Genomic DNA, 24101 nt, shown 5'->3' with positions numbered 1-24101 from the left:
TTAGCAATCCTTTGCTGTGGCCAAGGAGTTAACGATCAAATGGCGGTAAGAGGAGCGCCCCGGCTTGATCTTCCGGGTTATGAGGCTTTCGGCATGAATGAGGGGCGCGAACGGGCTGAACGCCGCCTGGCGCTCTTGCAGCCCGTGTTCCGCGCCATACCTGTCCAGCCGGCCGCGCACCCGTTGCCAGAATTCCGCTTCAGAGAACCCATAACGCCGCTGCAGCAGGTCCGAGAGGTCAGAGAGGTTGAATACAAACAGCGTATCCATGACCAACTCACGCAAGCCGTCGGCGGTGGACAGTTTGTGATACGCATCCAGCGGCGCATCGGCATAAACAGGATCCAGTGCGGCCAGATCCGGGCACAGCTCAGGTCGCGACAGCAGCGGTTCGAAATACTCCACACCATCATGAAAATCGCGCGCGATGACCCCCATGGGCCAGCCGTTTTCATGGTGCAGGATCAGGTTTTGGCCATGCGCCTCCAGTCCGATGCCGTGGGCAACCATCAGATGCCAGACCGGCAGTACAGCCACTTCCACTAGTTGAGCAACCCAGGTTTCCAGCCCGTGGCGTTCGATCCAGGGCGCAATCAAAGGGGCGCCATCGGGTTCGGTCAGCGCAAGGGCGTTGAACGGCATCATCTGGTCGCCGGGCAGGCCCAGTGACTCGGGGCTTTGCCGCCAGATCGCTGCCAGATGCCCATCCAGCGGGGTGCCGCGTCCGGCGATGATGCCCGCGTATTCCGGCAGTAGGGTCAGCGGAAAATGGGTTTCGAACAGCGGATCGCTGGCGAGAACATCTGCCAGCCATTTTGAGATCGCGGGCGCAACCGTGACCGTTGCCGGGATTATCGTGCGCAATGATGATGTATTGCGCATGGCCATGGCGGTTTTGACATGCGCGCGCATCGGGGCATCGGCGTTCATCAAGGTTCGTACCGATTGCGTAGCGCAGTAGCTATCCCCGACCGGGCCGATTTCTACGGCTTGGCCCGAGGCACGCCATTCCTGAAGCAGCGGGTTATCCTGCAATTTTGCCCACTGCCAGGGATGCAACGGCAAAAGGCGGAAGTCCTGAACCGGCAGTCCCCGCTGTTCAGCCAAAGCCGTGATGCGTGCCCACTCGCGGTTGCCGAGCTCCTCTTGCCAGAAGCCATCATGGGGCAGGGACTGCTGCACCAGAGTATGGTGAAACAGGACCCCGGTCAGGCGGAAGGCCCGGCCTGCCTCGGGGCCAAAGCGCAGGTGATCATCATCGCTGAATCCGCTCCTTGCCTTGAAGCACGGGTGGTAGGGGTGGCCCTCGTGCAGGGCGGCTTCCAGCTCCGAGACCGTCAAATGATGACGCCGGGCTTTTGCGGGGACATGCAGCGCGTTCAGATCACTCAGATGCTTTGTATGCAACAAGTCAATTCTGAGGACGTCCATGGCAGGTGACGGGCCGGCAACCGCGCTCAGGACGCAATCAATGCCTGCCGGGTGCCATCCGGCACTGGTACGGGTTTCAATAGTGTTTTCCTGCAGCCGGTAGCGGCCAAAAGCCCCGCGGCGCCCGCGGGCCCGGAACTGGCTGCTGCCGAAACGCCAGCTCACAGCTGAACCGCGTTCGATCAGCAGGGACGTTGCCTGGCCTTCGCTCAGCAGCGCCTCGCACAGCTGCCGCTGCACACGCGCGCCGGTGCCGTCAAAGGTCTTTTCATGCAGGGACATCGGCAAGTTCCTTGGCGGGATGCGTTTGTGCGGCCGCAATGGGGTTGCGGATGTCCAGAAAGAGGCCTTCCTGGGTGTCGGTTTCGAGTTCGTCCAGGTCATGCACCCGGGTGAGGAGATTGGCCTTGGCGGCGAGCTTGGGTGCGGTAAGCAGGTAGTCTGCAAATCCGGCTGCCGCGCCGCTGAAACGCTGCGCAGCGGCTTCCAGGCGACGGCGCAAGTGTTGCAGCAGTTCGGCCTCACTCACCATCCCGTCACGCCCAAACCGCCGGATCACCGCGAAAACCTGGTTTACAATCAAGTAGTAGGCCAGCCGTTCATTGATATGCTCACGGGGAAAAACAAGAGCGGGCAAACCGCGCAGCCCAGGCTCCAGGGCGCTGAGCCTGGGAAAGGCGTCACGGGTGATGAAATACCCTTGATTGTCGCGGTAGAAGGCGCGCGTTGGCAGGCCCGAGCTGAGATCAAGCAAGCCATTCTGCTGATGCGCCTCTAATGCGATGCCATGCTGATCGTAGAGATCCAGGATAGGATCCAGCATGCAGCCGAGATAGGCGTCAAACCAGATGCGGGCCGTTTCGGTGTGGCTTTGGCCGCGCGCCGCCGCAAGACGCCGGACGATGCTAGTCAGCAGCGCAGTGCGGCCGGGCAAAGGATCCGCTGTCAGGGCCGCAAGGTTGTATATCCCCCTGCCTCTGCTTCCCATGAAGGGGTTCTCGCGGAATATCACCTCAAACCCGCTTTCCCGGCGGCCCGGCATATCCAGGGTAAGATAGGCCGGATCGCCGATGATCTGGAAGTTTGAACTGGCTTGTCCGAACTCCAGCTTTTGCTGCAAGCGGGCCATCGCGGCACCGACGTCCAATTCGTTGCGCAATGTCACGCGCAGGGAATTTGTAAGCCGGACCGGGATAGAGAATTTGAGCATCCAAGGGCAATCCTCGGAAAACAGCGTGCGCACCGATGACGTTGCTGAGAAGGGGCATCCGGCCTCACCCAGATCACGCAGCTTGCCGGCGGCCATAAGCGCCTGCACCGCTGGATCGAAGCGCATCGCCTGCGCTTGCAGCGGGTGCGCCGGGATCAGCATTTCGTGGCTGTTCAGTTGAAACCGCCCCGCTATTCCGGGAATTTGCATGACCATCTCTTCAACGGATGCCTCCGCGGACCCGTGCGATAGAATGTTCTTGTCGGCGGCAAAGAAGGTAAGCTGGAAACACCCCGCGTATTCAGGCGCATAGGCCTGCTGCTGCCAGTCCGTCAGCCCGTCCCTGCTTTTGGGTGTCGGATGCAGCCAGTGCCCGTAGGACAGTGCCTGCTCTGCCGCAAGGAAAGTGGCGGGTTCAGAAGCTTGTGCATTGCGGCGCAGGATCTTTTCGATCTGCGCGTTGCTGTTGAAGATCCCCCGCATGAATTCCGGCAGCTTGCCCGCAGTTTCGGCGCGGGTCCTGGCAAAGCATTCCTGCGCGAGCAGGCTGATAACCTGCACCGCTGGTGCAAGCCGCCACTTGCCAGAAGACGCAAACCGGATCCGGGCCGGGCCGAAATGATGCGGCCCGGTCTGGGAATGGTATTCCACCCTTACGCGAAGAAGGGCTGAAATGTGCGAAAGCGGTATTTCGGCTTCTCTTTCATCACCGGAATTTAATGTGCCCGGAGCGATTTCGCGGAGAAACCCGTTCAAAAGTGCCTGCAAAGTAGCCGCTTCAGCGCTTCTTTGTGCCTGGCAAACCTGTTGAATGCTCATTTTCGGCATCCAGGTTGCAAATTGTGAATGTGGAGGGTTTTCAGCATTGCCCAAGGTTTTCCCGCAGCCGCGCCCGATTGCTTCCGAATACAGGGATCAGGCCTGAAATTCAGAACGCGAGGGCAGATTTCAAAGAAAACTAGCGGGGTGGCTGGCGGCTAAGCGGTCCAATTCCTGATCCGCTTTGGCACAATATCATGTCTCGTGATTAGTTGATTCTTACGAGAGTTGAAAGAGGGCTTTGCAATCCTGGGAACTTTTCCGCCAGTTGCGGGCCTAAAAGGCCGGGCCGGGAGCGCCCGGGGAAAGCGCTCCCGGATTTGGCTCAGAACTTCACGGTTGCAACAACCGAGACTGTTCTGCCTGGTTCCTTGAGGGTGTTGAACCCAGGATAGTCGCCGCCATAGGTGGCACGGTCAGCATACTGGCGGTCAAACAGGTTTTTGACTTCAGCGCGAATGGTCACGTTCTTGGCCGACGGCGGGGTGTATTCCGCAAAGATATTGACAACTTCATACCCTTCCAGCTCTGCAACCGGATCCGCCTCGTTTGCATCGTGGCTGTAGTCCAGCGCCGCGTCCACATTGCCCCCGATCAGCAAGTTGTACTGAGGCAGTTCCTGCTGGAGTTCCAGCGCCAGGACAGTGCCCAGCGGCGCACCATAGTCGAGCACATAGAAGCTGGAGGCCTTGGCGCCGTTCACGTAGTTCTGCGAGTGGTTGGCGGTAAAGCGTGCAAAACCGCTGTCCCAATCATAGGTCGCGCCGATATTGAAACCGCGTGCCCTGAAATCGATATGGCTCGCCTCGTATCTGCCGCCCGTTGAGTTGTAGGAAGACACGCGCGCATTGTCGATTTCAGTCTGGAACCATTCGGCGCCCAGGCTCCAGTTGCCTGAGTTCCAGTCCGCACCAACGACGATGTTCTGGCCGCGCGAGGGATCGGTCAGCCCGCTGTAATCCCAAGCGTCGCCATAAAGGTAGTTGTCTTCAAGAATGATGCCGCCAAACACGTTTGAGTAGGCCCCGCGCAGAGTGAAGGCATCCGTCACATCGTAGGTCAGCGACAGGTTGCCGCTTACTCCGTTGGGCGAGTAGTTGTCCCCGTTGCGGCTGGTAAAGTCCTGCCAATCCGCCCGCAGGCCGGTCGAGACTTTGAAACGTTCGCTGGGTTCAAGCCGCGCTTGGGCGAAAATGCCAATGTTGTCGCTTTCCTCGGTTCTGGTGCCGGTAATCCAGCTGGCCTGGTAATCGTTTTGCTTGCGCTGAAAATCCACACCTGCGGTGATGGTGCTGCCGCCGCCCAAATCAAATTTGTTCTGAGCTGTGAAGGAGAGGGTGCTCGAGTCAGCATCATCACCGAACGGAACCGGCGTTTTGACGACGGTTTCGGAAAAGCCCAGCACAACAGACGGGTTCCACAGGCCGGTACCCAGCGTGTTTTCATAGCGCAGCGAAGCAATCCGGCGGCGGGTGTCATAGACCCGCAGGTCCGGGAAGGGGCCGCGTGCGGGGCGGTAACCGAAGTTGGCGCGCGCATTGCGAAGCCCGTCGTCCACCATTTCCTGTGCAGAGAATTCGACCCGGTGGCCCTCGGCGCTCTCATAACCCAGCTTCAGCAGGTGGGAGCGCAAGTCAGCCGCCGTGCCCGGCACTTCATCACCGTTTCCGTCTTCGTAATTCTCGCCAGTTGCGCGGCGGGAGTAGGCCAGTGCCTCAAAGCCATTGCTGCGGCCGGCGACGGTCAGTGCCCCCTGAACGGTGCTGCCGTTGGCGTCATAGCCGATGCGCGCTTTGCCGCCCGCGTTTTCACCGTCTTCCAGAATATCAGCCGCATCAACGGTTTCCATCACAACCCGGCCGGCGACTGCACCTGGACCCGCATCCGCGGGCGCTACGCCGGGGTCGACCCGCACAGCCTTCATCAGGCCCGGGTCGAATGCATTGGCGCTGGCGTGGTGGAACACGCGGTTGTTCTGCGACACGCCATCCACCTGGATCGCCAGGTTGAGCATGTCGACACCGTTGACATAGATCTTCTGGGCAACAGGAATCGCCCCGCCTACGGAGACCGATGCGATGCCTGCGAACAGATCCTTGAGATCGCCCAAAGCGGCCCGTTCGATTTCCGCGTCGGCAACATAAACAGAAGTGGCGCGGTCAGCTTCTTCGCCGTAGGGATCACGAGCTTTGACGATAATGGGGTCCAGCGACAGCACATCATCTTCCTCTGCGAAGGCGGCCGGCGCGGAAATAAACGTCAAGGCTGTGGTGCACAGCAGCCCTGACAGGCGGATTTTGGATTTTTGTGCCATGGTTAACCCGTAATAGTGAGAGCTGTTAGCTTGGGTTAATGCCTGGCTTGCCTTGCAAAAGGCCTGGGTCTCATATTCACCTGTTTGTTATTTTGCAAGCAGTTGCGGCTGAATTATTTTGCTACAGGTTTTGCGATGCATTTTTACACATGTTCTACTTGCACTTCAGAGGGCGTTTTTACGGTGCGCGCTCCGGCCGGGCCCGCGAAGGCGGCCAGTTATTGAAATTCCCGAAGCTGAATTATTCACTCGGGGCAAAGGACATCAGGGCGTAAACAATCTGAGCGGTGGTGAAATTGGAAACGCGGCTATCCCCGTTCGGAGCCAGCTCAACAATGTCGCAACCGGCCATTCTGCGGTTTTTGAGGGCGGATTTGATGAGGTTGAGAGCCTGATAATACCCCAGCCCGCCCGGAACCGGCGTGCCGGTGGCCGGTAGAATAGCGGGGTCCAGCCCGTCCACATCAAAGCTGACATAAATGTCGCGCGGGAAGTCTGCGGGCAGTTCAACGCTTTGAATATTCTCTGTGACCAGCAGTTCGGCATCCAGATGGAATACGCTGCAGGTCTCGCGGCGCGCCACTTCCTCCGCGCACAGCGCACGGACACCGAACTGCGCCAGCGGCAGGCCGTCTTCCCCGGTCAGCAATTGCATGACAGAGGCGTGCGAATGCGGCTCTCCCTGATAGGCCTTGCGAAGGTCTGCATGGGCGTCGATTTGCACGATGCCGACCGGGCGGCCCAATCCGCGCACCACGCCGCGCACGGCGCCGCAGGTCAGCGAATGCTCCCCTCCCAGGGTAACCGGAATGGAACCAGCTCGGACGGCAGCTTCTGTCCGTGCGGCAATATCCTCCATGACCCGCGGCAGCGGTGCCCCGCAGCCGACGGGCTGTTCCGTGTATATCCCCCTCGTACAGGGCTCGGCACCGGCGAACAGGCGTTCCAGTTCAGTACTGGCGTCCAGAATTGCATCGGGTCCGCCTGCGGCACCCCCGCCATAAGAAACGGTCCGCTCCAGCGGTACGGGGATGACGCGGAACCGCGCGGTTCCCGGGTCGCGCTCCGCGGCGCTCAGCTCGCCTTCGAGAAAACAGGTCATGACAGGCGGCTCTTGAAGTCGTCATAAGACGGGCTGCGCAACAGGCGCAGCGCATCGGTTCCGGAATGCCACAGCGCGATTGCGGGCAGGGGAACGCCGTTGAAGGTATTGGTTTTGACCATCGAATAATGCGCCTGATCCAGAAAGGCGAACCGGTCGCCAGGCTTGGGCGCAACGGCGAAGCCGTAATCGCCGATCACATCACCGGCCAAGCAGGACGGCCCGCCCAGGCGGTAGACGGGTGCGCCTTCGGTTTCCCCAAGCAATTCAGGACGGTAAGGTGCCTCCAGCACGTCTGGCATATGGCAGGTCGCGGAAACATCGGTAATGGCCAGCGGCATGCCGTTCTCGGCCACATCCAGGATTTCACCGACAAGGATGCCCGCATGCAATGCGCAGGCCTCGCCCGGCTCCAGATAGACCTCCGCATCGAAACGCGACCGCACCGCCCTGACAAAGGCGATCAGCCCTTCGCAGTCATAGCCCGGCTGCGTTATGTGATGCCCGCCGCCAAGGTTGATCCATTTGAGGCGCGGCAGGAGGCTGGCAATCCTTGGTTCCAGCGCGGCCCAGGTGCGCTTCAGCGGCTCGAAGCCTTGTTCGCACAAGGTGTGCATATGCAGCCCCTCTACGCCCTCCCAGTCCTCATCCAAAAGCTTGGAAACCGGCACGCCGAGACGCGAACAGCGCGCAGCCGGGTCGTATTTCCCGGTCCAGCCCTCGGAATGCTCCGGGTTCACGCGCAGGCCGATGCTGACGGTCTCTCCAGCTTTCCGGGCATCAGCGATCAAAGGCGCAAAGCGCCGGTGCTGGGCGGGTGAGTTGAAGATCACATGGTCCGACAGCTTCAGGATATCCGGCAGTTCCGCCGCCTTGAAACCCGCGCAGTAGGTTGTGACCACGCCGCCAAAATGCTCGCGGCCGAGCCGCGCCTCATAAAGGCCGGAGGCGCAGGTTCCTGCAAGATGCTGCCGCACCAGCGATGCAACGCAAGGCATGGAAAATGCCTTTAAAGCTAGAAGGATACGGGCACCAGATGCCTCTGCTACCTGGTTCAGAATGCTCAGGTTGCGTTCAATCGCAACTTCGTCAACGACAAAGCAGGGGGAGGGCACGCGGTGCAGCCCGAACCGCGCAAAGGCCTCCCGCGAGAGCGCTTTGGTGTCCATATCCATTGTCCTTTCCTGATCAGAACTCAGGATGGCTGCCGAGTTCAGCAACCTGCCAGGGCAGGCCTTCGGTATTGAGCATTTCCATGAAGGCGTCCGGGTCCAGCTGCTCCGTGTTCCAGACACCCGGCGCCCGCCAGATCCCCTGCATCACCATGGCTGCGCCGATCATCGCAGGCACGCCGGTGGTATAGGCCACGGCCTGGCTGCCGACCTCGGCATAGCATTCCTCGTGGTCGCAGATGTTGTAGATGTAGTAGGTCTTCTCACCCTCGGCGGTGGGGCCGGTGATGATATCGCCAATGCAGGTCTTGCCCTTGGTCAGTTTCCCCAGTTCGCTGGGATCGGGCAGCACGGTTTTCAGGAATTGCAGCGGGATGATGTCCTGGCCGTTGTGCACAACCGGATTGATGCCGGTCATGCCGACGTTCTGCAGCACCGTCACGTGGTTGATATAGGCATCGCCAAAGGTCATCCAGAACCGCGCACGCTCAATCTCTGTAAAGTGGGTGGAGAGGCTTTCCAGCTCCTCGTGATACATCAGGTACATGTTCTTCTTCCCCACCTCCGGGAAGTCGAACGCGTGCTTCCGCGTCATCGCCGGGGTTTCGACCCATGCACCGTTTTCCCAGTGGCGCGCGGGTGCGGTCACTTCGCGGATGTTGATTTCAGGGTTAAAGTTGGTGGCAAAGGGTTTGCCGTTATCCCCGCCGTTGCAGTCCAGGATATCGATCAGCCGGATTCCGTCCAGCTTGTGTTTGCGGATCCAGGCGGCAAAGATCGAGGTCACGCCCGGATCGAACCCGGCTCCGAGGATGGCGGTCAGCCCGGCCGCCTGGAAGCGCTCCTGGTAGGCCCACTGCCATTTGTATTCGAATTTCGCCTTATCTTCGGGCTCGTAGTTTGCGGTGTCGAGATAGTGAATGCCGGCTTCGAGACAGGCATCCATCAGCACCAGGTCCTGATAGGGCAGGGCCAGGTTCACCAGCAGCTGCGCGCCGGTTTCGCGGATCAGGGCGACGGTATCCTCGACCTTCATCGCATCCAGTTGCGCAGTGCGGATAACGGTGCCGTTGCGTTTTTCTACTGCGGCAGCAATCTCCTCGCACTTGGATATGGTGCGGCTGGCCAGGGTGATCTCTTTGAAGATCTCCGGATGCATTGCCATTTTGGCCACGGTGACAGCCCCGACGCCGCCGGCGCCGACAACAAGAACTCTTTCCATCTATTCTTTCCTCATTGCTGTGAGAGGCTCGCGCGCTGGCTGGCTCATTCAAAGTAAGTGCTGCCTGACAGCGCATCCTTGTAGGCGGCAATCATCTGGCGGCGTTCTCCGGCATCAGCCGTGCCGGCGGCCAGGGACTGTTCAACCCGCTTGCGGAAGGCGTCCAGGCAGTCACGCGGATCGTATTCGACGCAGGCCAGCACCTCGGCGATGCTGTCGGCCTCGGTCTCATGCTCGATGGCAAAACCGCCCTGGCCGTCCAGTGAAACCGTCACGACGTTGGCATCGCCGAACAGGTTGTGCAGGTCGCCCAGGGTTTCCTGGTAAGCACCGACAAAGAACACCCCGATGTAATAGGGCTTGCCAGGGCGCAGATCATGGACGGGCAGGGCGCTGGCGGTGCCGTCCGCCAGAATGAACTGATTGATCTTGCCGTCGCTGTCACAGGTGATGTCGCTGAAAACAGCCTGCCGCAGCGGCGCCTCGTTCAGCCGCTGCAGCGGCATGATGGGGTGCAGCTGATCAATTGCCCAGACATCCGGAAGCGATTGGAAAAGTGAGAAATTTCCGTGGTACTGATCGATGAACGGGTCAAGGGCACCGGCGGTTTGAGCCGCCGGTCCGATTTCATGTGCCGCAGCCTTGAAGCGCCCGGCAAGATACAGAAACCCCTGTTCCGCCCGCGCCAGCTGCTGCAGGCCGATCTGCCCGCGCCTGAACAGCCCCCGCAGCTCGTCCCGGTAATAGACAGCATCGTTCAGCGCTTCCTGAAACCGCGGCCCGCCGATATAGGCCTCAACAGCCATCAGGTCCCCCAGAAGGTGGTGATCCTCTTCCGGCAGCGGCGGTTTCGCGATGGCGTCATAGAGCGTGGCCCCCAGCACATCGAAGATGAAAATCGACGAATGCGCAGCGACAAAGCGGCCGCTTTCGGTGACCACGGCGGGATGCGCCAGCCCGGCCTCATCCATGGCATAGCGCAGGGTTTCGGCGATATTGGCGCAATATTCGCCAAGTGTGTAATTCACCGAATTGTCGCTTGCCCGGCGCTCGCCGGTATAGTCGACGCCCAATCCGCCTCCGAGGTCGATATGGGTCAGCGGGGCACCCAGCGATACCAGCCCGGCGTAGAACCGGCAGGCTTCGGCAGCGGCGCGGCGTATGTCGATGATATCGGGGACCTGAGACCCAAGATGGCTGTGCTGCAGGACCAGGCAGTCGATGAACCCGGTCTGCTGCAGCCGGTCCATCAGACGCACCAGTTCCTGGGCGCCAAGGCCAAAAGCAGAGCGGTCGCCGGACGAATCCTGCCACTTGCCTGAGACGCGCTCGGTCAGTTTGACCCGGACGCCCAGCAGCGGCCGGATGCCGAGCGATTGGGATACACGGTGAATGATCCCGAACTCGTCCAGGCTCTCGATCACGATGACAGTGTTGAAGCCAAGTTTGCGGGACAGGATGGCAAGGCGGATAAAGGCTTCATCCTTGGAGCCGTTGCAGATCAGCAGGGCATCCGGCGGCAGCGGCTGCGACAGCGCAATCAGCAATTCGGGTTTTGACCCGGCCTCCAGCCCGTATTGATAGGCCTGCCCAGCAGCCACCAGCCGGCTGACGACCTCTGCCTGCTGGTTCACCTTGATCGGAAATACACCCCGGTAACTGCCCCGGTAGCCTGCACTCTGGAACGCCGCGCAGAAAGTGTCGTTCAACTGCTGCAGAGCGTCATCCAGAAAGGGCTGAACCCGCAGCAGAACCGGCGCGGAAATCCCGCGCTGGGTCAGCGCTTGCATGACATCGGGCAGGGCGGTGGGAACCGCCTGCGGATCTTGCGGCGGGCAAAGTGCAACCGCGCCGTCAGCGGTGACCTCCAGCAGCCCGCCGCTCCATGCGTTCAACCCGTAGAGGGCGCCATAATGGCCCGTTTCCGCCGTCATCCGGCGCACCGGCCGGCCGGTGTGCGCCACGCGCTAAGGGGAAAATACTGCGGAAGCATCACAGGGTCCTTCTTGCCAGGGTTTCAGGCTGGGAAGTGCGTTTCCGAAACTGCAGGTGTTGCCGTTTCAGACGCAGGACCGTGCGATCGCCGATTGATTACCTTCCGTCAAATTCAACATCAAGTGTGTTTCTTGCTTCAGCGCGCAAATCTGCCGAAGTCCTCCGCTGCGGTCCGGCTGCCGCCTGCTGCCGCCGCTTGTGATCCGCTCCGGCGGCAGCACATACCGGAAATTCCGCCCGCACATCTGGACTTTCTCAACAGGCCCAAGTAGGTACTCCCCGATTTTGAGCGAGCCTGATTTGCCAGCCGATTTCCCTCACAGCAGGATCGAAAATGGCATATCGGAAGCTAATGAACTCGGCCGTTCTGGCTGTATCCCTCCTGGCCGGCTCCGCCAGTGCTCAGGACATCACGGTCAGCACCGCGCAGGGCGAGGCCAAGCTGTCCGGAATACCCCGGAAGATTGTTGTTCTGGATGTTGCAGCAGCAGACACGCTGGATGCTCTGAACGTGCCGATCGCCGCCGTGCCCGCAAAGCTCTACGTCGATTACCTGGCCCATGTTCAGGAGCAGGCTGTGTCCGTGGGTTCGTTGTTTGAACCGGATTTCGAGGCGATTGCCGAACTGGGGCCGGACCTGATCATCGCGGGCGGCCGGTCTTCCAGGCAGGTTGCCCCGTTGTCGGAAATCGCTCCGGCCCTGGATATGTCGATCTGGGGCGGCGATCATGTTGCCACATCGCTGGCGCGGCTGCAGACCTATGGCCGGATGACCGGGCAGGAGGCTGAAGCAGCACAGTTGGAAGCGGATTTCAACGCCAAGCTGGAACAAGCCAAAGCGGCCATAGCTGGCCGCGGTACAGCGCTGATCGTGATGACAAACGGCCCCAAAATCTCCGCCTACGGGGCGGAATCACGGTTCGGCTGGCTGCACAAGGCGCTGGATTTGCCTGAGGCGGTCGAAAGCGTCGATGCCCAGACCCATGGCGAGGCGATCTCGTTCGAGTTCATTGCCGAGGCTGATCCTGACTGGCTGATCATCGTCGACCGGGCAACTGCCATTGGCCAGGATAACCAATCTGCAAAGGCCACGCTGGACAATGCCTTGGTTGCCGGAACAACGGCCTGGCGCAAGGGTCAGGTCATCTATCTGACTTCTGCCAATGTCTATGTCGCCGGCGGCGGCATCCAGTCGATGAACGGGACGCTGGACGAAATTCTTGCGGGGTTCAATGCCGGTGGTTGAGTCCCGCGGGGCCGGCAAGCGCAGTGCAACAGTGCGGAAGGCCCTTGTTCTGACAGGGTTCCTGTTGTGCCTGCTGACCTGCCTAAGCTTTTTCGTGGGGGTCAACCGGATCACCATTGCCGCCGTTCTGGATGATCCCCAGGCACTGCAGGTGCTGATCATCAGCCGCATTCCGCGGACAGCCGCGGTGCTATTGACCGGCGCCGCCCTGGCGGTTGCGGGGGTGATCATGCAGCTCTTGGTGCGCAACAAATTCGTCGAGCCGGGCACCACTGGCACAAACGAGGCAGCTATGCTGGGTATGCTGGCCGTGACGCTGCTGGCCCCCTCACTTTCCATTTTCGCCAAGATGCTGTTTGCCTCGGCCGGAGCACTGGCCGGCACTGCGGTCTTCATGCTGCTGGCCCAAAGGATACCGCCGGAGCGGCCTTTGCTGATCCCGCTGGCTGGCCTGATCTACGGCGGTATCCTGACCGCCGCCGCCACCTTTGTCGCCTTTCAAACGGACCTGCTGCAATATCTGGGCATCTGGATGAGCGGCGAGTTTTCCGGCGTGCTAGCCGGGCGCTACGAAATGCTCTGGCTGGCTGGCGGGCTGGCACTGCTGTCCTATTTTGCAGCGGATCAATTCACCATTGCCGGGCTGGGCAGGCATGTGAGCCTCAATCTCGGCCTGCGCTACGGGCAGGTGCTTGCCTTTGGTGTTTTCACCGTGTCGCTGGTGTCCGCGCTGGTTGTGGTGACCGTTGGCATGCTGCCTTTCGTCGGCCTCGCCGTGCCCAACTTGGTGTCGCGCATCATGGGCGACAACCTGCGTGAAAGCCTGCCGGTTGTCGCGGCCGCTGGAGCCGGGCTGCTGCTGCTGTGCGACATTCTCGGCAGGGTGCTGCGCTATCCGTATGAAATCCCGGCAGGCACCGTTTTCGGCATCTTTGGCGCTGCCCTGTTTCTGTTCATACTGCTTGGGCGCCGGCCGCATGCCTGACAAGCGGATCCTTGCAATCGCCTGCGTGCTGGCTGCGGCAGGCGCGCTGTTCCTGTTCTGGGGCCTGCGCGGCCCAACGGTGTATGTATTGCAACTGCGGGGGGTGAAACTGGCAGGGCTGATGTGCGTTGGCGCATCGGCCGGGGTTGCGACGGTGCTGTTTCAAACCGTAAGCCACAACCGCATCCTGACCCCGTCAATCATGGGGTTTGATGCCCTGTTCCTGCTGCTGCAGACCGGGTTGGTGTTTGTGCTGGGGGCCGCCGGGCGCAGCCAGATCACCGGTCTGGCCGGCTTCTTTCTGGATGCAACGGTGATGATGGCGGCAGCGGTGGCGCTGTTCACAACCCTTTTGAGCCGCACCCGCCGCGATATTCAGCTGATGATCCTGACCGGCGTTGTCATCGGCCTGATGTTCCGCACAATCACCAGTTTTATCCAGCGGCTGATGGAGCCATCCGAGTTTACCATCGTTCAGGCGCGGATGTTCGCACAGTTCGGCAGCATTGACCGCGACGCTCTGCTGGCGGCTTCTGTGCTGATGGGGGCCGCCTTCCTGTGGCTGGCCCGCAACCACGCGGTCCTGGACGTGGCCGCATTGGGCCGCGAGCAGGCGCGCAGCTTGGGTGTGGGATACGACCGGCTGCAGATGCGGCTGCTGTGCATCGTCGCCGCGCTGGTCTCTGTTTCGACTGCGCTTGCGGGGCCGCTGGCCTTTCTGGGGCTGCTGGTGGCCAGCCTGGCGCACAGTCTGATGCGGACCCACCGCCACGCGCTGCTGCTGCCCGCTGCGGCGTTGATTGCTGCCACCGTGCTGGTGGCGGGGCAGGTGATCTTTGAACGGTTTCTGCGGCTCGAATCCAGTCTCGCCGTCGTTATAGAATTCTGCGGCGGGCTGCTCTTTATCTTCTTGCTGGTGAAAGGAAAAATCCGGTGATTGAAGTAACGGGACTGACCTGCGCCATCGCAGGAAAGCCGATAATAAAAGGGATTGATACCGTGCTGCCCGCGGGCCGGATCACTGCTTTGATCGGCCCGAACGGCGCGGGCAAGTCGACCCTGCTGCAGCTGATCGCGCAGCAGCTGACGGCCGGCAGCGGCAGGATCAGTCTGGACGGTATGGATGCCGCACAGGCCAGCCCCAAGCATCTTGCAAAGAAGATGGCGGTTGTGGCCCAGCATCTGAATGTTGCCAGCCGGGTCCGCGTCCGCGACCTGGTCGGCTTCGGCCGCTGGCCGCACAGCCAGGGAAGGCTGACCGCCGCTGACCGGAAAGCCATTGAAAATGCGCTGGACCTGTTCGATCTTGCCCCCCTGCAGCAGCGTTTCCTGGATGAGCTGTCGGGCGGTCAGCGGCAGCGCGCCTTCATCGCCATGGCCTATGCCCAGGACACCAGCTGGCTGCTGCTGGATGAACCTCTCAACAATCTGGATCTGCACCACGCGCGCAACCTGATGTCGCAACTGCGCAAACTGGCAGAGGAACACGGCAAAAGCATTGTGATTGTCCTGCATGATCTGAACTATGCGATCAGCTGGGCAGACCATGTGGTGGCGCTTCGGGATGGCTGCGTCGCCTTTGAAGGACCGGTACAGGAGGTCGCAACCGCGCCGAAACTGAGCGCGCTTTATCAGACGCCGGTAGCGATTTCCCAGGTCCAGGGGCAGCCTTTTGCGCAGTATCACCGTTAAAAGCATCAAACAGATCAAGGCGAGGGGAGCGCTCCAATTAGGTCTGCCGGGAGCTCTTTGGGGAAGGCCCTGAACAGTTCGCTTCCTTGGTGTCCGTTGTCAGGGATTTTGGGACAGATTGCGGCGTGATCTAAGAGAGGGTCTGGCTCATCTGGTGGTCTGATTATGCTGCGGATTTGCGGTGAAGCAAGCGCCGCGTTTCGATGGTCTTTCGTTTGATCCTTTCTCGTTGTTTTAGAATGGCTTGCCCTCGCCCGAAGTAGACGTCAGCGGGTGTCAGGTTCAGCAGGCTCTCGTGATAACGGTGGTGATTGTAGTGCTCGACGAAGGTGCCGATCTTCTGCCTGAGGTCGCCCGGTAGGTAGTAGTTTTCCAGCAGGACGCGGTTCTTCAAGGTCTGGTGCCACCGCTCGATCTTGCCCTGGGTTTGCGGGTGATATGGCGCACCGCGAACGTGATGCATCTGCTGATCTTCCAGCCAGTCAGCCAACTCGCCAGAGATGTAGCTGGAACCGTTGTCTGATAGCAGCCGTGGCTTGTGCAGAACCTTCGCCTGGTTGCAGCCCGAGGCTTGCAGCGCCAGATCCAGGGTGTCGGTCACGTCGCCCGTCTTCATCGTCGTGCAGAGCTTCCAAGCGATGATGTAGCGGCTGTAATCGTCCAGGATCGTGGATAGGTAGAACCAACCCCAACCGATGACCTTGAGATAGGTGAAGTCAGTCTGCCACAGCTGGTTGGGACGCGTTGTCTTGTCCTGGAACTCGTCTGCCGCCGACAGAACCACGTAAGCCGGGCTGGTGATCAAATCATAGGACTTGAGGATGCGATAGACCGAAGCCTCTGACACAAAATACTTTTCCGTGTCAGTGAAGCGCACGGCCAATTCGCGCGGCGACAGTTCGCTTTCCTTCAGGGCCAGGTCCTTGATCCTCTCCCGGACCGCCTCGGGAATGCGGTTCCAGACCCGTGGCGGCCTGGGGCGGCGGTCCTCAAGCGCCTCAGGGCCGCCAGACAGATACCGGTCATACCAGCGGTAGAAGGTCGCTCTGGGGATGCCCAGTTTGTCCAGCGTGCGTTTGGTTGGCAAATGCGATCCTTCCACCAGCCGGATGATCTCCAGCTTCTCGGATGCGGGGTACCTCATTCGCCATCGCCCCCATCCCCGAGTATGCTTTTTTTCAGAAGGCGCAGTTCCAATGCCTGCTCGGCAACGACCTCTTTAAGATCGCGCGCCTCACTTCGCAGATCCTTGACCTCGCTCGACGTCGCTGCACGCGCCGTGTCGCCCGCCAGGCGCTTCTTCCCAGCCTCGAGGAATTCCTTGGACCAACTGTAATAGAGGCTCTGAGCAATGCCCTCGCGGCGGCACAGCTCAGCAATACTGTCCTCGCCCTTCAGGCCGTCCAGAACGATCCTGATCTTCTCTTCCGCTGAATACTGCTTGCGGGTGGCCCGGCGGATATCCTTGACGACCCTCTCGCCGTGGCTCTGCTTGGTTCCGGGTTTCTGTCTCATCTCCACTCCTTGGCGGTTACGATGTGCCAGAAACCCTCTCTTATCAAATCAGCCTAAACTGTCCCATTGGCGCTGACGTCAGACAGTTTCTTGTGTGAGAGGCCGATGGCTGGGGTGGTAGGATTCGAACCTACGGTACACGGTACCAAAAACCGCTGCCTTACCACTTGGCTACACCCCATCGGTGAGGCGCTGTCTAAAGTTTGTTGCGGAGGGGTGCAAGAGGGTTTTTGAAAAAAAATGCAGTTCTTTTCTGGGCCCTGTGAAAAATCCTGCCAGGGTCGTGGCGCAGGGTCCGGATCAGGAGTGTCCAGTGGCGGAAAAGAGGAATGAAATGAGAGGTTTGACTGGCGGATACCTGTCCAGATTTCCCGCACTTGCAGGGCTCTGAAAGACGTTCTGCCCCGGCCCGGTTGAACCGGCCGGGGCAGGGGGCAAGGGTTGGTGGAGCCCTCCGCCAAGCGGGGCGGAAAGCGGCAGGTTCAGGAGCCCCAGATCGCCTGATGGGCTTCCTCGCCGCTTTCAAAGATATGCGGTTGCACACTGCGGCTGGCCAGCTCGCCCTGCATCTTCAGGCGCATGAAGGCGCTGGTGGTGTAATGGGCAATCAACTCGCTGCTGGCTTCCAGCAATTGACCAACCGCAGCCGCGTAACCGTCCTGCAGATCTTCGGCGATGCGGAAGCCGTTCTGGTTGATCACCATGCTCACGCCTGAGCCGCTCTTGGCAAAGGCCTCCTGCAGAACCCGGTGCAGGTCGTCAATGTCGCGCTTCTTCTTGACGCTCCAGCCTTCCAGGTTGAGGAACATGGTGTGGCGGGCGGCGTCATAGGTGACACGCTCCGACAGGTTGAGGTTCAGCAGATCATTCATCAGCCCCATCGGCTCGTCCCGGAAGATGCGCGGGTCCATCTGGGTGACATTCTCGATGACCGGCTTGAACTCCATCTGGTCCAGGATGTCGCGCTGCAGGTCGATGCCCGGCGCGATTTCGATCAGCTCCAGCCCCTTGTGGGTCAGCTGCAGCACGCAGCGCTCGGTGACATACAGCACCGGCTGCGAGCGTTTCGAGGCGTAAGGCCCGGAGAAGGTGATCTGTTCGATCAGGCGGACGAACTTTTTGTTGCGGCCCTCCTGAACGATACGCAACTGGCCGTCTTCGACCGCGACCTTCAGCCCGCCCGCGGTGAAAGTGCCGGCAAAGACCACCGCGCGGGAGTTTTGCGAGATGTTGATGAAGCCGCCGCAGCCATTGAGGCGGCCGCCGAAGCGGGAGGCGTTGACGCTGCCCTCGGCGTCGCATTCGGCCATGCCGAGGCAGGTGAGGTCGAGGCCGCCGCCGTCGTAGAAGTCAAACATCTGGTTCTGGTCGATCACCGCGTCCGCATTGGCCGAGGAGCCGAAGCTGGAGCCGCCCGCCAGCACGCCGCCAACCGCGCCGGCCTCGGTGGTGAGGGTGATATAGGGGGTGGCCTTTTCCTCGTTGGCAACCGCAGCCACACCATCCGGGGCGCCAACGCCGAGGTTTACCGCGCCGTTGGGCGGCAGTTCGAACGCCGCGCGGCGGGCGATGATCTTGCGCTGATCCAGCGGCATCTTGGCGATGCCCTCGACCGGGACGCGGATTTCACCTGACAGCGCCGGGTTGTGCTGCACACCATAGTTCATCCGGTGCATTTCCGGGTCATCAGCAACGCAGACACAGTCCACCAGCAGGCCGGGGATCTTCACATCCTTGGGCTTGATCGAGCCGTCCTCGACGATGCGCTCCACCTGGGCAATGACAATGCCGCCATTGTTATGGGCAGCCATCGCCTGGGCCAGGCAATCGAGCGTCAGCGCCTCGCGCTCCATGCTGATGTTGCCGGAACGGTCGGCGCTGGTGCCGCGGATCAGGGCAACGTCGATCTTGGTAGCCTTGTAGAACAGCCATTCCTCGCCCTCGACCTCGTGGTAACGGACGATATCCTCCTGGGTTTTCTTGTTGACCTTGCCGCCGCCGTGGCGCGGGTCGACATAGGTGTGCAGGCCGACCTTGGAGAACAGCCCGGGCTGGCCTGCGGCGCAGGCGCGGTAGAGCTGCGAGATCACCCCCTGTGGCAGGTTGTAGCCGCAGATCTTTTCCTCCTGCGCCGCCTGCGCCACCTTGGGCATGCGGCCGAAGTTGCCCGCGATCACCCGGCGCAGCAACCCGTCGTGATGCAGCCGCCCGGTGCCCAGGCCTTTGCTGTCGCCTGCGCCTGCGCACATGATCAGCGTGAGGTCGCGCGGCGCGCCTTCCTCAAGGAAGCGTTTCTCCAGGGCCGCGTGCAGCAATTCCGGAATGCAGCTCTGCACGAATCCGGTGGTGGTCACGACATCCCCGTCCCGGATCAGCGCCATTGCCTGTTCGGTGGTGGTTGTCTTGTCTTTCATAGCGGCGCGTCCTCCCCGATGCCTGTCGCCTTCCGCTGGGGCCTCGCAGGCTCACGGAAATCTGATCGGGCATACTAGGGGGCGGTGGTGCAACGGCAGACACCGGATTCCGTCAGCCGGTGGCGGAGTTGCGACATCACCCCGGCCGGGCAAGGGAGAAGTTTCCGATCGGCGGCTGCATGTTCCTGATGAAGCGCCCAGGCCGGACCCCGCCGTGACAGGCAGCGCCCAGGCCAGGGTCAGAACAGGCTGTCGCCAGAGTCCTGCCATTCTTTCAGGGTGACGTTTTCCAGCACAACCGACCATCCGGCCCCGTCGGACACCTTCAGCTGACCGTCCTCTTCGGTCACTTGCAGCGACTCTTCGGAGGTGCCCAGAACCTTGATCCAATCCAGGCCAAGCTCGAAATCGGTGATCGTGTCGTTGCCGTGCGCCGCGCTCCGGAACACAAAGCAATCGCTGCCGGCACCACCTGTCAGCAGGTCGTCATCCTTGCCGCCGGTCAGCGTATCGCCGTGCTTGCCGCCGTCCAGGGTGTCGTTGCCCCGGTTGCCGTGCAGGTTGTCATGGCCGCGGCCCCCAACCAGTTCGTCGCCGCCCCGGTTGCCGCGCAGATGGTCCCTGTTGGCATCGCCCATCAGGATGTCGTAGCCATATCCGCCGCTCAGGTAATCGTGGCCGCCGCCGCCGCTCAGGTAATCGTGGCCGCTGCCGCCATCCAGGCAGTCGGCGCCGCGGTTGCCGTAAAGGCTGTCATTGCCGCTGCCGCCCTGCAGGTCGTCGCAGGCGCCGAACCCGTAAAGCATGTCATCGCCGTCGCGGCCATGCAGGAAGTCCCGCAGGGAATCCCCCTTCAGCTCATCATCGCCCAGGGTGCCGATGATCCGGTCCATGCCGCCAAAGATGTCTTTCTGGATCATCTCGATATCGGTGTTGCGCAGGATGATGTCGGACAGTTTCGTGTCCCAGAGCTCTCGCATTTCCCAGGCCGGGATGCCGTCGCGCCCCTCGCTCCAGAAGGGATCGCCATCGCGCAGCCGGGTGAACTGATCCACCATCACCGTGGTGAAGGTCTCCCCCAGCATGCCGTGTCCATAGGCATCCTCGGCCAGGCCGCCGATCCAGGCATCCACCTTGCCAGTGCTGCCATAGGCCTCTTTCAGCTTGGCGGCCAGATCCGCGTCCGAGGTTATGTCGGCAAAGCTCTTGGCCCGGGCAAGGCCAAGCGCCTCGCGCAGGTCATTGTAGCTGGCAACACCCAGATCGCGGCCGCGCTGGATGTTCAGCGCTGCCAGGTCAAACCCTCCGGCCCCGGGCGGGCCGAACAGGAAGGAGCGCACGTCTTCCACCACCTTGGTGTCGATTGCCTCGGCAGTTTGCGAGGCGGCCCCGCGCATGACATCTTCGATCATGCCGTCTTCTTTCATCAGCTCCGGCTTGAAGAACGCATCCCGCAGTGCCAGCGGGTCGTATCGGGTGCCGTCTTCGCCAACCATCTGCAGATTTGCCGACAGCAGCGTGTGCCCCAGCCGGAAGACCACCGTCGAAAACTCGATGGCGATGCCCGGGTTCACCTGCGCGTCATAGCCCTGGTAGCCGCTCATGGCGTCGTCGCAGATCAGATAGGGCAGAAACTCCTTGTAGGTGACCGCCTGCACCAGCGCCTCGACCCGGGCGCGGGCCGCCTCGAACAGCTGATCGTCGCTCAGACAGGGGTCGCGTTCGGACAGCTCGTCCACCAGCCGGTTGTGCTCGCGGGTGAAAATCGTGTGCATCGAAGACAAGGCCACATTTTCAGCCGCCCGCACGTCGCCGGTCAGGAAGCCGTCGCCGTCCCGGTACAGATGGCCGTCTTCGGTCAGCTTCAGCTTGCCGCCGTCGTCCCGCATGCCATAGAGCGTCTCCGCATCCGAGCCATAGATCATCGACGCATCGATATAGGCGGTGATCTCATTGGTGTATTCGCCATAGTGCTGGTCCACCCGGGTAAACGGGATCACCGCATCGCCGGTGCCATAGGGGTCGAAATAGGGGTCGCCCTCCGGTACCGGGATATCCGCGCTTGTGCTGTGCCCGGCACTGGTCAGCGACAGGTCGTGGTCCAGGAACTGGCCCCAGATCCACAGGAAATCCGAAGCGCATTCGGCATTGTGCGTCTTGCCGTGCTGCACCGACACGATGTTGGAGATTTCGCGGGCGCCGGGCCGGTCCGCGCCGGACATCTCGCCGCCCGGCCCCAGATCGCTTGGGGCCAGGTTCAAAAGCCCGGTGCCGGTTGCGCCCCAGTCAGGATTATCAGGATGTGCGGAATAGCCATCGGCGGGGCGCGCGGCCCCGATCTGCAATTTGGACATGTGATCCCCCAATCACTCTTTACTCTTTACTTTCACCGAAAATGCCATTGCGCGCGGCCCGCAGGTCCCCTCTGCTGCCAGCGCGGGGCAAACGCCCAATACCTCCCGGAAATGCAACCCCGCCGGGACTCAGGCGTGCAGCCAGTATATCACGGATTTGTGTCAAACTGTGTGTTTTTGTGAGAACCGGGCCGGGCAGGCGCGCGCGCTGCCGCCCGTCAGGCCCGCCGTGCCCGTGCCTCCGGGCCGTCTGCGGAGCCGCGGCCTGTCCATTTGGCGATCTCATCCAGCAGCTGCTGTTTGCGGACCGGTTTGGACAGGAAACCACCCATGCCCGCCGCCCGGCAGGCTGCCTCATCCGTGCTCAGCACATTGGCCGTCAGCGCCAGGATCGGGCAGGGTGCGCGGCCGGCCTCCAGCTCCCAGGCCCGCAAGCGCCGGGTCGCCTCCAGCCCGTCCATCACCGGCATCGACATATCCATCAGCACCAGGTCGAAGCGCTGCGCGGCAAAGGTGTCCACGGCCTCCTGGCCGTTGCTGCAAAAGGTCATCCGGATCCCCGAAGGGGCCAGCATCTTTTTCAGCACCAGCTGGTTGGTGCGGTTGTCCTCAGCCACCAGCAGCCGCAGATGGCTGAAATCCCCGGGCTGCCGCCCTGCATCCAGGGGCTCGGCGGCCGGTTGGGATCCCGCAGGGCCGGCCCCGGCGCTCAGGGCCTCCTGCAGGGTGCGCAGCAGGATCCTGTTGCGGGCGGGCTTCATCAGCACGCGCACGGTTTCGCAGTCTTTCAGCCCCTGGAAACCCGAAATCGCCTGGCTGCCGGCGCAAAACACAATCGGCAGCTCGCGGCAGCCCGGCAGGCTGTGGATGCCGCGGCACAAATCGCTGGCCTGCTGCGGCGGCAGGCTGTTTTCCACCAGCACCAGATCCGGTTTGCGGCCTTCCGCGGCCAGGGCCGCCAGCTGCTCCAGCAGCTCTTCCGGGCTGGACATGGCAGCGGCGTCTGCCCCCCAATAGGCCAGCTGCCGCCGCCGCACGGCACGGGAAAACGCCAGATCCGCTGCGACCGCCACCCGGCTGCCGGCCAGCGGCCGGGTTGGGGACGGCGCCGGAGCGGCTACCGGCAGCGCCAGGCAGACCGTAAAGCAGGAGCCCTTGCCGGGCTCGGACACCGCGTCGATGCGGCCGCCCATGGCCCTGGCCAGCCGTGAAGAGATCGCCAGCCCCAGCCCGGTGCCCTCAAAGCGCCGGGCGGTGCTGCTTTCCACCTGCTCAAAGGCGTGGAAAATCTGGCCGATGGAGTCTTCGGGGATGCCGACTCCGGTGTCGCGCACATCGATGCACAGCGGAATGGCATGGGTGGCATCGTAGTTCAGGGTGATGCTGACATGGCCTTTCAGGGTGAATTTGACGGCATTGCCGACCAGGTTCATCAGGACCTGCCGCACCCGCCCGCTGTCACCGGTAAAGATGGCCGGGGTGCTTTCCGGAATATCGATGCAAATCTCCACCCCCTTGGCGGTGGCGCTGGGCGACATCAGCGTGGCCACATCATAGATCACGTCGCGCAGGTTGAAGGGCTGCTCCAGCATCTGCGCCTTGCCGGCCTCCAGCTTGGAAAAGTCGAGGATGTCGTTGACGATCCGCAGCAGCGCCTCGGAAGACGCCAGGATGGTGCCGGTGCAGGATTTCTGCTCAGGCGTCAGATCGGTTTCGTTCAGCACTTCCGCCATCCCCAGCACCCCGTTGATCGGCGTGCGGATCTCATGGCTCATGGTGGCCAGAAAACGGGATTTGGTCTCCGTCGCGGCTTCGGCCCGGGTTTTCTCCTGCTGCAGCCGTTCGGCAATGCGCTTCTTCTCCTGCAGGCTGGCGTCGAGCGTGTCGAGCGCGGTAAACACCGCGGCAATCTCGCCGCCATCCCGGGAGCTGCCATCCAGCTCCTGGCTGGCCAGCCGCCGCAGCTTGGCAGCCGCGGCCTGCATCGCGGCTGAAATCGCGTGCGCCTTGCGCATGGCAAAGATCAATGCCGCGGCCATGATCAGCGCGGTGCCGGTCAGCCCGAGCACGAAAATGCGCGACAGGGTCTTGTTCGCCGCCTCCACCGCCTGATCCGCATGCACCGCCGCCAGCGCGCTTACCATGCCGGCCTGCTTAGTGACGGCCTCGCTGCTCATCATCAGGGCGCTGAGGGTCGGGATCTCAGGCGCGGACTTGATGCCCAGCAGCACCACCGCCATCGCGCACCATTCTGCCAGAGCATCGTTCAGCGCCTCCGCTTCCCTGCGCAGCGGTGCAGGCAGCGGCAGCTCCAGCAGGGCGCCGAGATCGCGGTTGATATCCTGCAGATAGGCCTGGAACCGGCCCGCCACTTCTTTCTGAGGGATCAGCCGGGTCATGGCAATCACCTCCTGGGCATAGGTCTCGGCGGCAATGATGCCGGTGCCGACGCTGCTGGCGCGGCGGGTGACCTCCAGCGAGGCTTCCAGCACCGCGTCTTTGCGGCTGGAGGCATACATCGCCATGCTGCCCACCAGCAGCGACGCAAGCAGCGCAGCCACCGCGATGACCAGAACCGGCAGGACTATGGACCGTTTGATATTCATGGCAGAAAGCTCTCAGCAGTGCGC

15 protein-coding genes and 1 tRNA gene are annotated in these 24101 nt (G+C 61.7%); 4 read left to right on the top strand and 12 right to left on the bottom strand.

All coding sequences use genetic code 11. The annotated features are described in order from the left end of the window. The 7 genes from ACXAEH_RS10745 to speA all read right to left on the bottom strand — a co-directional run bounded on the left by ACXAEH_RS10745 (position 1) and on the right by speA (position 11204). Entirely contained in the window at positions 1–1596 is a 1596-nt protein-coding gene (locus ACXAEH_RS10745) for an IucA/IucC family protein (protein WP_475032652.1), read from the bottom strand. A gap of 103 nt (positions 1597–1699) precedes the next feature. Then, positions 1700–3469: an IucA/IucC family protein gene (locus ACXAEH_RS10740; RefSeq protein WP_475032651.1), complete on the bottom strand. Its 1770-nt coding sequence runs from the start codon at positions 3467–3469 to the stop codon at positions 1700–1702. A gap of 316 nt (positions 3470–3785) precedes the next feature. Continuing rightward, entirely contained in the window at positions 3786–5774 is a 1989-nt protein-coding gene (locus ACXAEH_RS10735; protein ID WP_475032648.1) for a TonB-dependent receptor plug domain-containing protein, read from the bottom strand. A gap of 241 nt (positions 5775–6015) precedes the next feature. Next, complete coding sequence (gene speB, locus ACXAEH_RS10730) at positions 6016–6876, bottom strand: agmatinase (protein WP_475032647.1); 861 nt, start codon at positions 6874–6876, stop codon at positions 6016–6018. Further along, on the bottom strand, positions 6873–8051 hold the full coding sequence (locus ACXAEH_RS10725; RefSeq protein WP_475032646.1) for a carboxynorspermidine decarboxylase: 1179 nt from the start codon (positions 8049–8051) through the stop codon (positions 6873–6875). Before ACXAEH_RS10725 ends, speB begins: the two co-directional genes overlap by 4 nt. 13 nt (positions 8052–8064) lie before the next feature. After that, positions 8065–9270: a saccharopine dehydrogenase family protein gene (locus tag ACXAEH_RS10720; protein WP_475032644.1), complete on the bottom strand. Its 1206-nt coding sequence runs from the start codon at positions 9268–9270 to the stop codon at positions 8065–8067. Positions 9271–9314: 44 nt separating this feature from the next. Further along, positions 9315–11204 (bottom strand): biosynthetic arginine decarboxylase, encoded by a 1890-nt coding sequence (gene speA, locus ACXAEH_RS10715; protein WP_475032643.1) that lies wholly within the window; start codon positions 11202–11204, stop codon positions 9315–9317. 395 nt (positions 11205–11599) lie between these two features. Between speA and ACXAEH_RS10710 the strand changes: the two genes are divergently transcribed. The 4 genes from ACXAEH_RS10710 to ACXAEH_RS10695 are packed head-to-tail and all read left to right on the top strand — an operon-like array spanning position 11600 to position 15188. Next, positions 11600–12511 carry a siderophore ABC transporter substrate-binding protein gene (locus ACXAEH_RS10710; RefSeq protein WP_475032642.1) on the top strand — a complete coding sequence of 304 codons (912 nt, stop codon included), beginning with the start codon at positions 11600–11602 and terminating at the stop codon, positions 12509–12511. Between the two features lie 31 nt (positions 12512–12542). Continuing rightward, complete coding sequence (locus tag ACXAEH_RS10705; RefSeq protein WP_475032640.1) at positions 12543–13496, top strand: ABC transporter permease; 954 nt, start codon at positions 12543–12545, stop codon at positions 13494–13496. Further along, the gene (locus ACXAEH_RS10700; protein ID WP_475032639.1) at positions 13489–14433 is read left to right on the top strand and encodes an iron chelate uptake ABC transporter family permease subunit; all 945 of its coding nucleotides are present in this window, start codon (positions 13489–13491) and stop codon (positions 14431–14433) included. Before ACXAEH_RS10705 ends, ACXAEH_RS10700 begins: the two co-directional genes overlap by 8 nt. Further along, entirely contained in the window at positions 14430–15188 is a 759-nt protein-coding gene (locus tag ACXAEH_RS10695) for an iron ABC transporter ATP-binding protein (RefSeq protein WP_475032637.1), read from the top strand. The genes ACXAEH_RS10700 and ACXAEH_RS10695 overlap by 4 nt, the downstream gene beginning before the upstream one ends. 163 nt (positions 15189–15351) lie before the next feature. On the opposite strand, the gene ACXAEH_RS10690 is transcribed toward ACXAEH_RS10695, so the two are convergent. The 5 genes from ACXAEH_RS10690 to ACXAEH_RS10670 all read right to left on the bottom strand — a co-directional run bounded on the left by ACXAEH_RS10690 (position 15352) and on the right by ACXAEH_RS10670 (position 24077). After that, positions 15352–16703, bottom strand: a protein-coding gene (locus ACXAEH_RS10690; RefSeq protein ID WP_475031037.1) for an IS3 family transposase whose coding sequence is annotated in 2 segments (ribosomal slippage) — positions 15352–16367 and positions 16367–16703 — 1353 coding nt in all. Because the reading frame shifts where the segments join, the coding sequence is not laid out codon by codon here. A 106-nt stretch (positions 16704–16809) separates the two neighbouring features. Then, positions 16810–16884 (bottom strand) — tRNA-Gln (locus ACXAEH_RS10685). Positions 16885–17185: 301 nt separating this feature from the next. Then, the gene (locus tag ACXAEH_RS10680) at positions 17186–19117 is read right to left on the bottom strand and encodes an acyl CoA:acetate/3-ketoacid CoA transferase (protein WP_475032635.1); all 1932 of its coding nucleotides are present in this window, start codon (positions 19115–19117) and stop codon (positions 17186–17188) included. Positions 19118–19356: 239 nt separating this feature from the next. Further along, complete coding sequence (locus ACXAEH_RS10675) at positions 19357–21471, bottom strand: peroxidase family protein (RefSeq protein ID WP_475032633.1); 2115 nt, start codon at positions 21469–21471, stop codon at positions 19357–19359. A gap of 218 nt (positions 21472–21689) precedes the next feature. After that, positions 21690–24077 carry a response regulator gene (locus ACXAEH_RS10670; protein ID WP_475032631.1) on the bottom strand — a complete coding sequence of 796 codons (2388 nt, stop codon included), beginning with the start codon at positions 24075–24077 and terminating at the stop codon, positions 21690–21692. Positions 24078–24101: the final 24 nt, after the last annotated feature.

The organism is Leisingera sp. ABM4_060 (assembly GCF_056158765.1).
The sequence above is the reverse complement of the archived record's forward strand: the minus strand, read 5'-3'. Positions and strand labels throughout refer to the sequence as shown.

Excerpts from the sequence above, each read along its gene's own strand:
- ACXAEH_RS10740 (WP_475032651.1), bottom strand. The coding sequence starts at position 3,469 with ATGCCGAAAATGAGCATTCAACAGGTTTGCCAGGCACAAAGAAGCGCT.
- ACXAEH_RS10735 (WP_475032648.1), bottom strand. The coding sequence starts at position 5,774 with ATGGCACAAAAATCCAAAATCCGCCTGTCAGGGCTGCTGTGCACCACA.
- speB (WP_475032647.1), bottom strand. The coding sequence starts at position 6,876 with ATGACCTGTTTTCTCGAAGGCGAGCTGAGCGCCGCGGAGCGCGACCCG.
- ACXAEH_RS10725 (WP_475032646.1), bottom strand. The coding sequence starts at position 8,051 with ATGGATATGGACACCAAAGCGCTCTCGCGGGAGGCCTTTGCGCGGTTC.
- ACXAEH_RS10720 (WP_475032644.1), bottom strand. The coding sequence starts at position 9,270 with ATGGAAAGAGTTCTTGTTGTCGGCGCCGGCGGCGTCGGGGCTGTCACC.
- speA (WP_475032643.1), bottom strand. The coding sequence starts at position 11,204 with ATGACGGCGGAAACGGGCCATTATGGCGCCCTCTACGGGTTGAACGCA.
- ACXAEH_RS10710 (WP_475032642.1), top strand. The coding sequence starts at position 11,600 with ATGGCATATCGGAAGCTAATGAACTCGGCCGTTCTGGCTGTATCCCTC.
- ACXAEH_RS10700 (WP_475032639.1), top strand. The coding sequence starts at position 13,489 with ATGCCTGACAAGCGGATCCTTGCAATCGCCTGCGTGCTGGCTGCGGCA.
- ACXAEH_RS10680 (WP_475032635.1), bottom strand. The coding sequence starts at position 19,117 with ATGAAAGACAAGACAACCACCACCGAACAGGCAATGGCGCTGATCCGG.
- ACXAEH_RS10675 (WP_475032633.1), bottom strand. The coding sequence starts at position 21,471 with ATGTCCAAATTGCAGATCGGGGCCGCGCGCCCCGCCGATGGCTATTCC.
- ACXAEH_RS10670 (WP_475032631.1), bottom strand. The coding sequence starts at position 24,077 with ATGAATATCAAACGGTCCATAGTCCTGCCGGTTCTGGTCATCGCGGTG.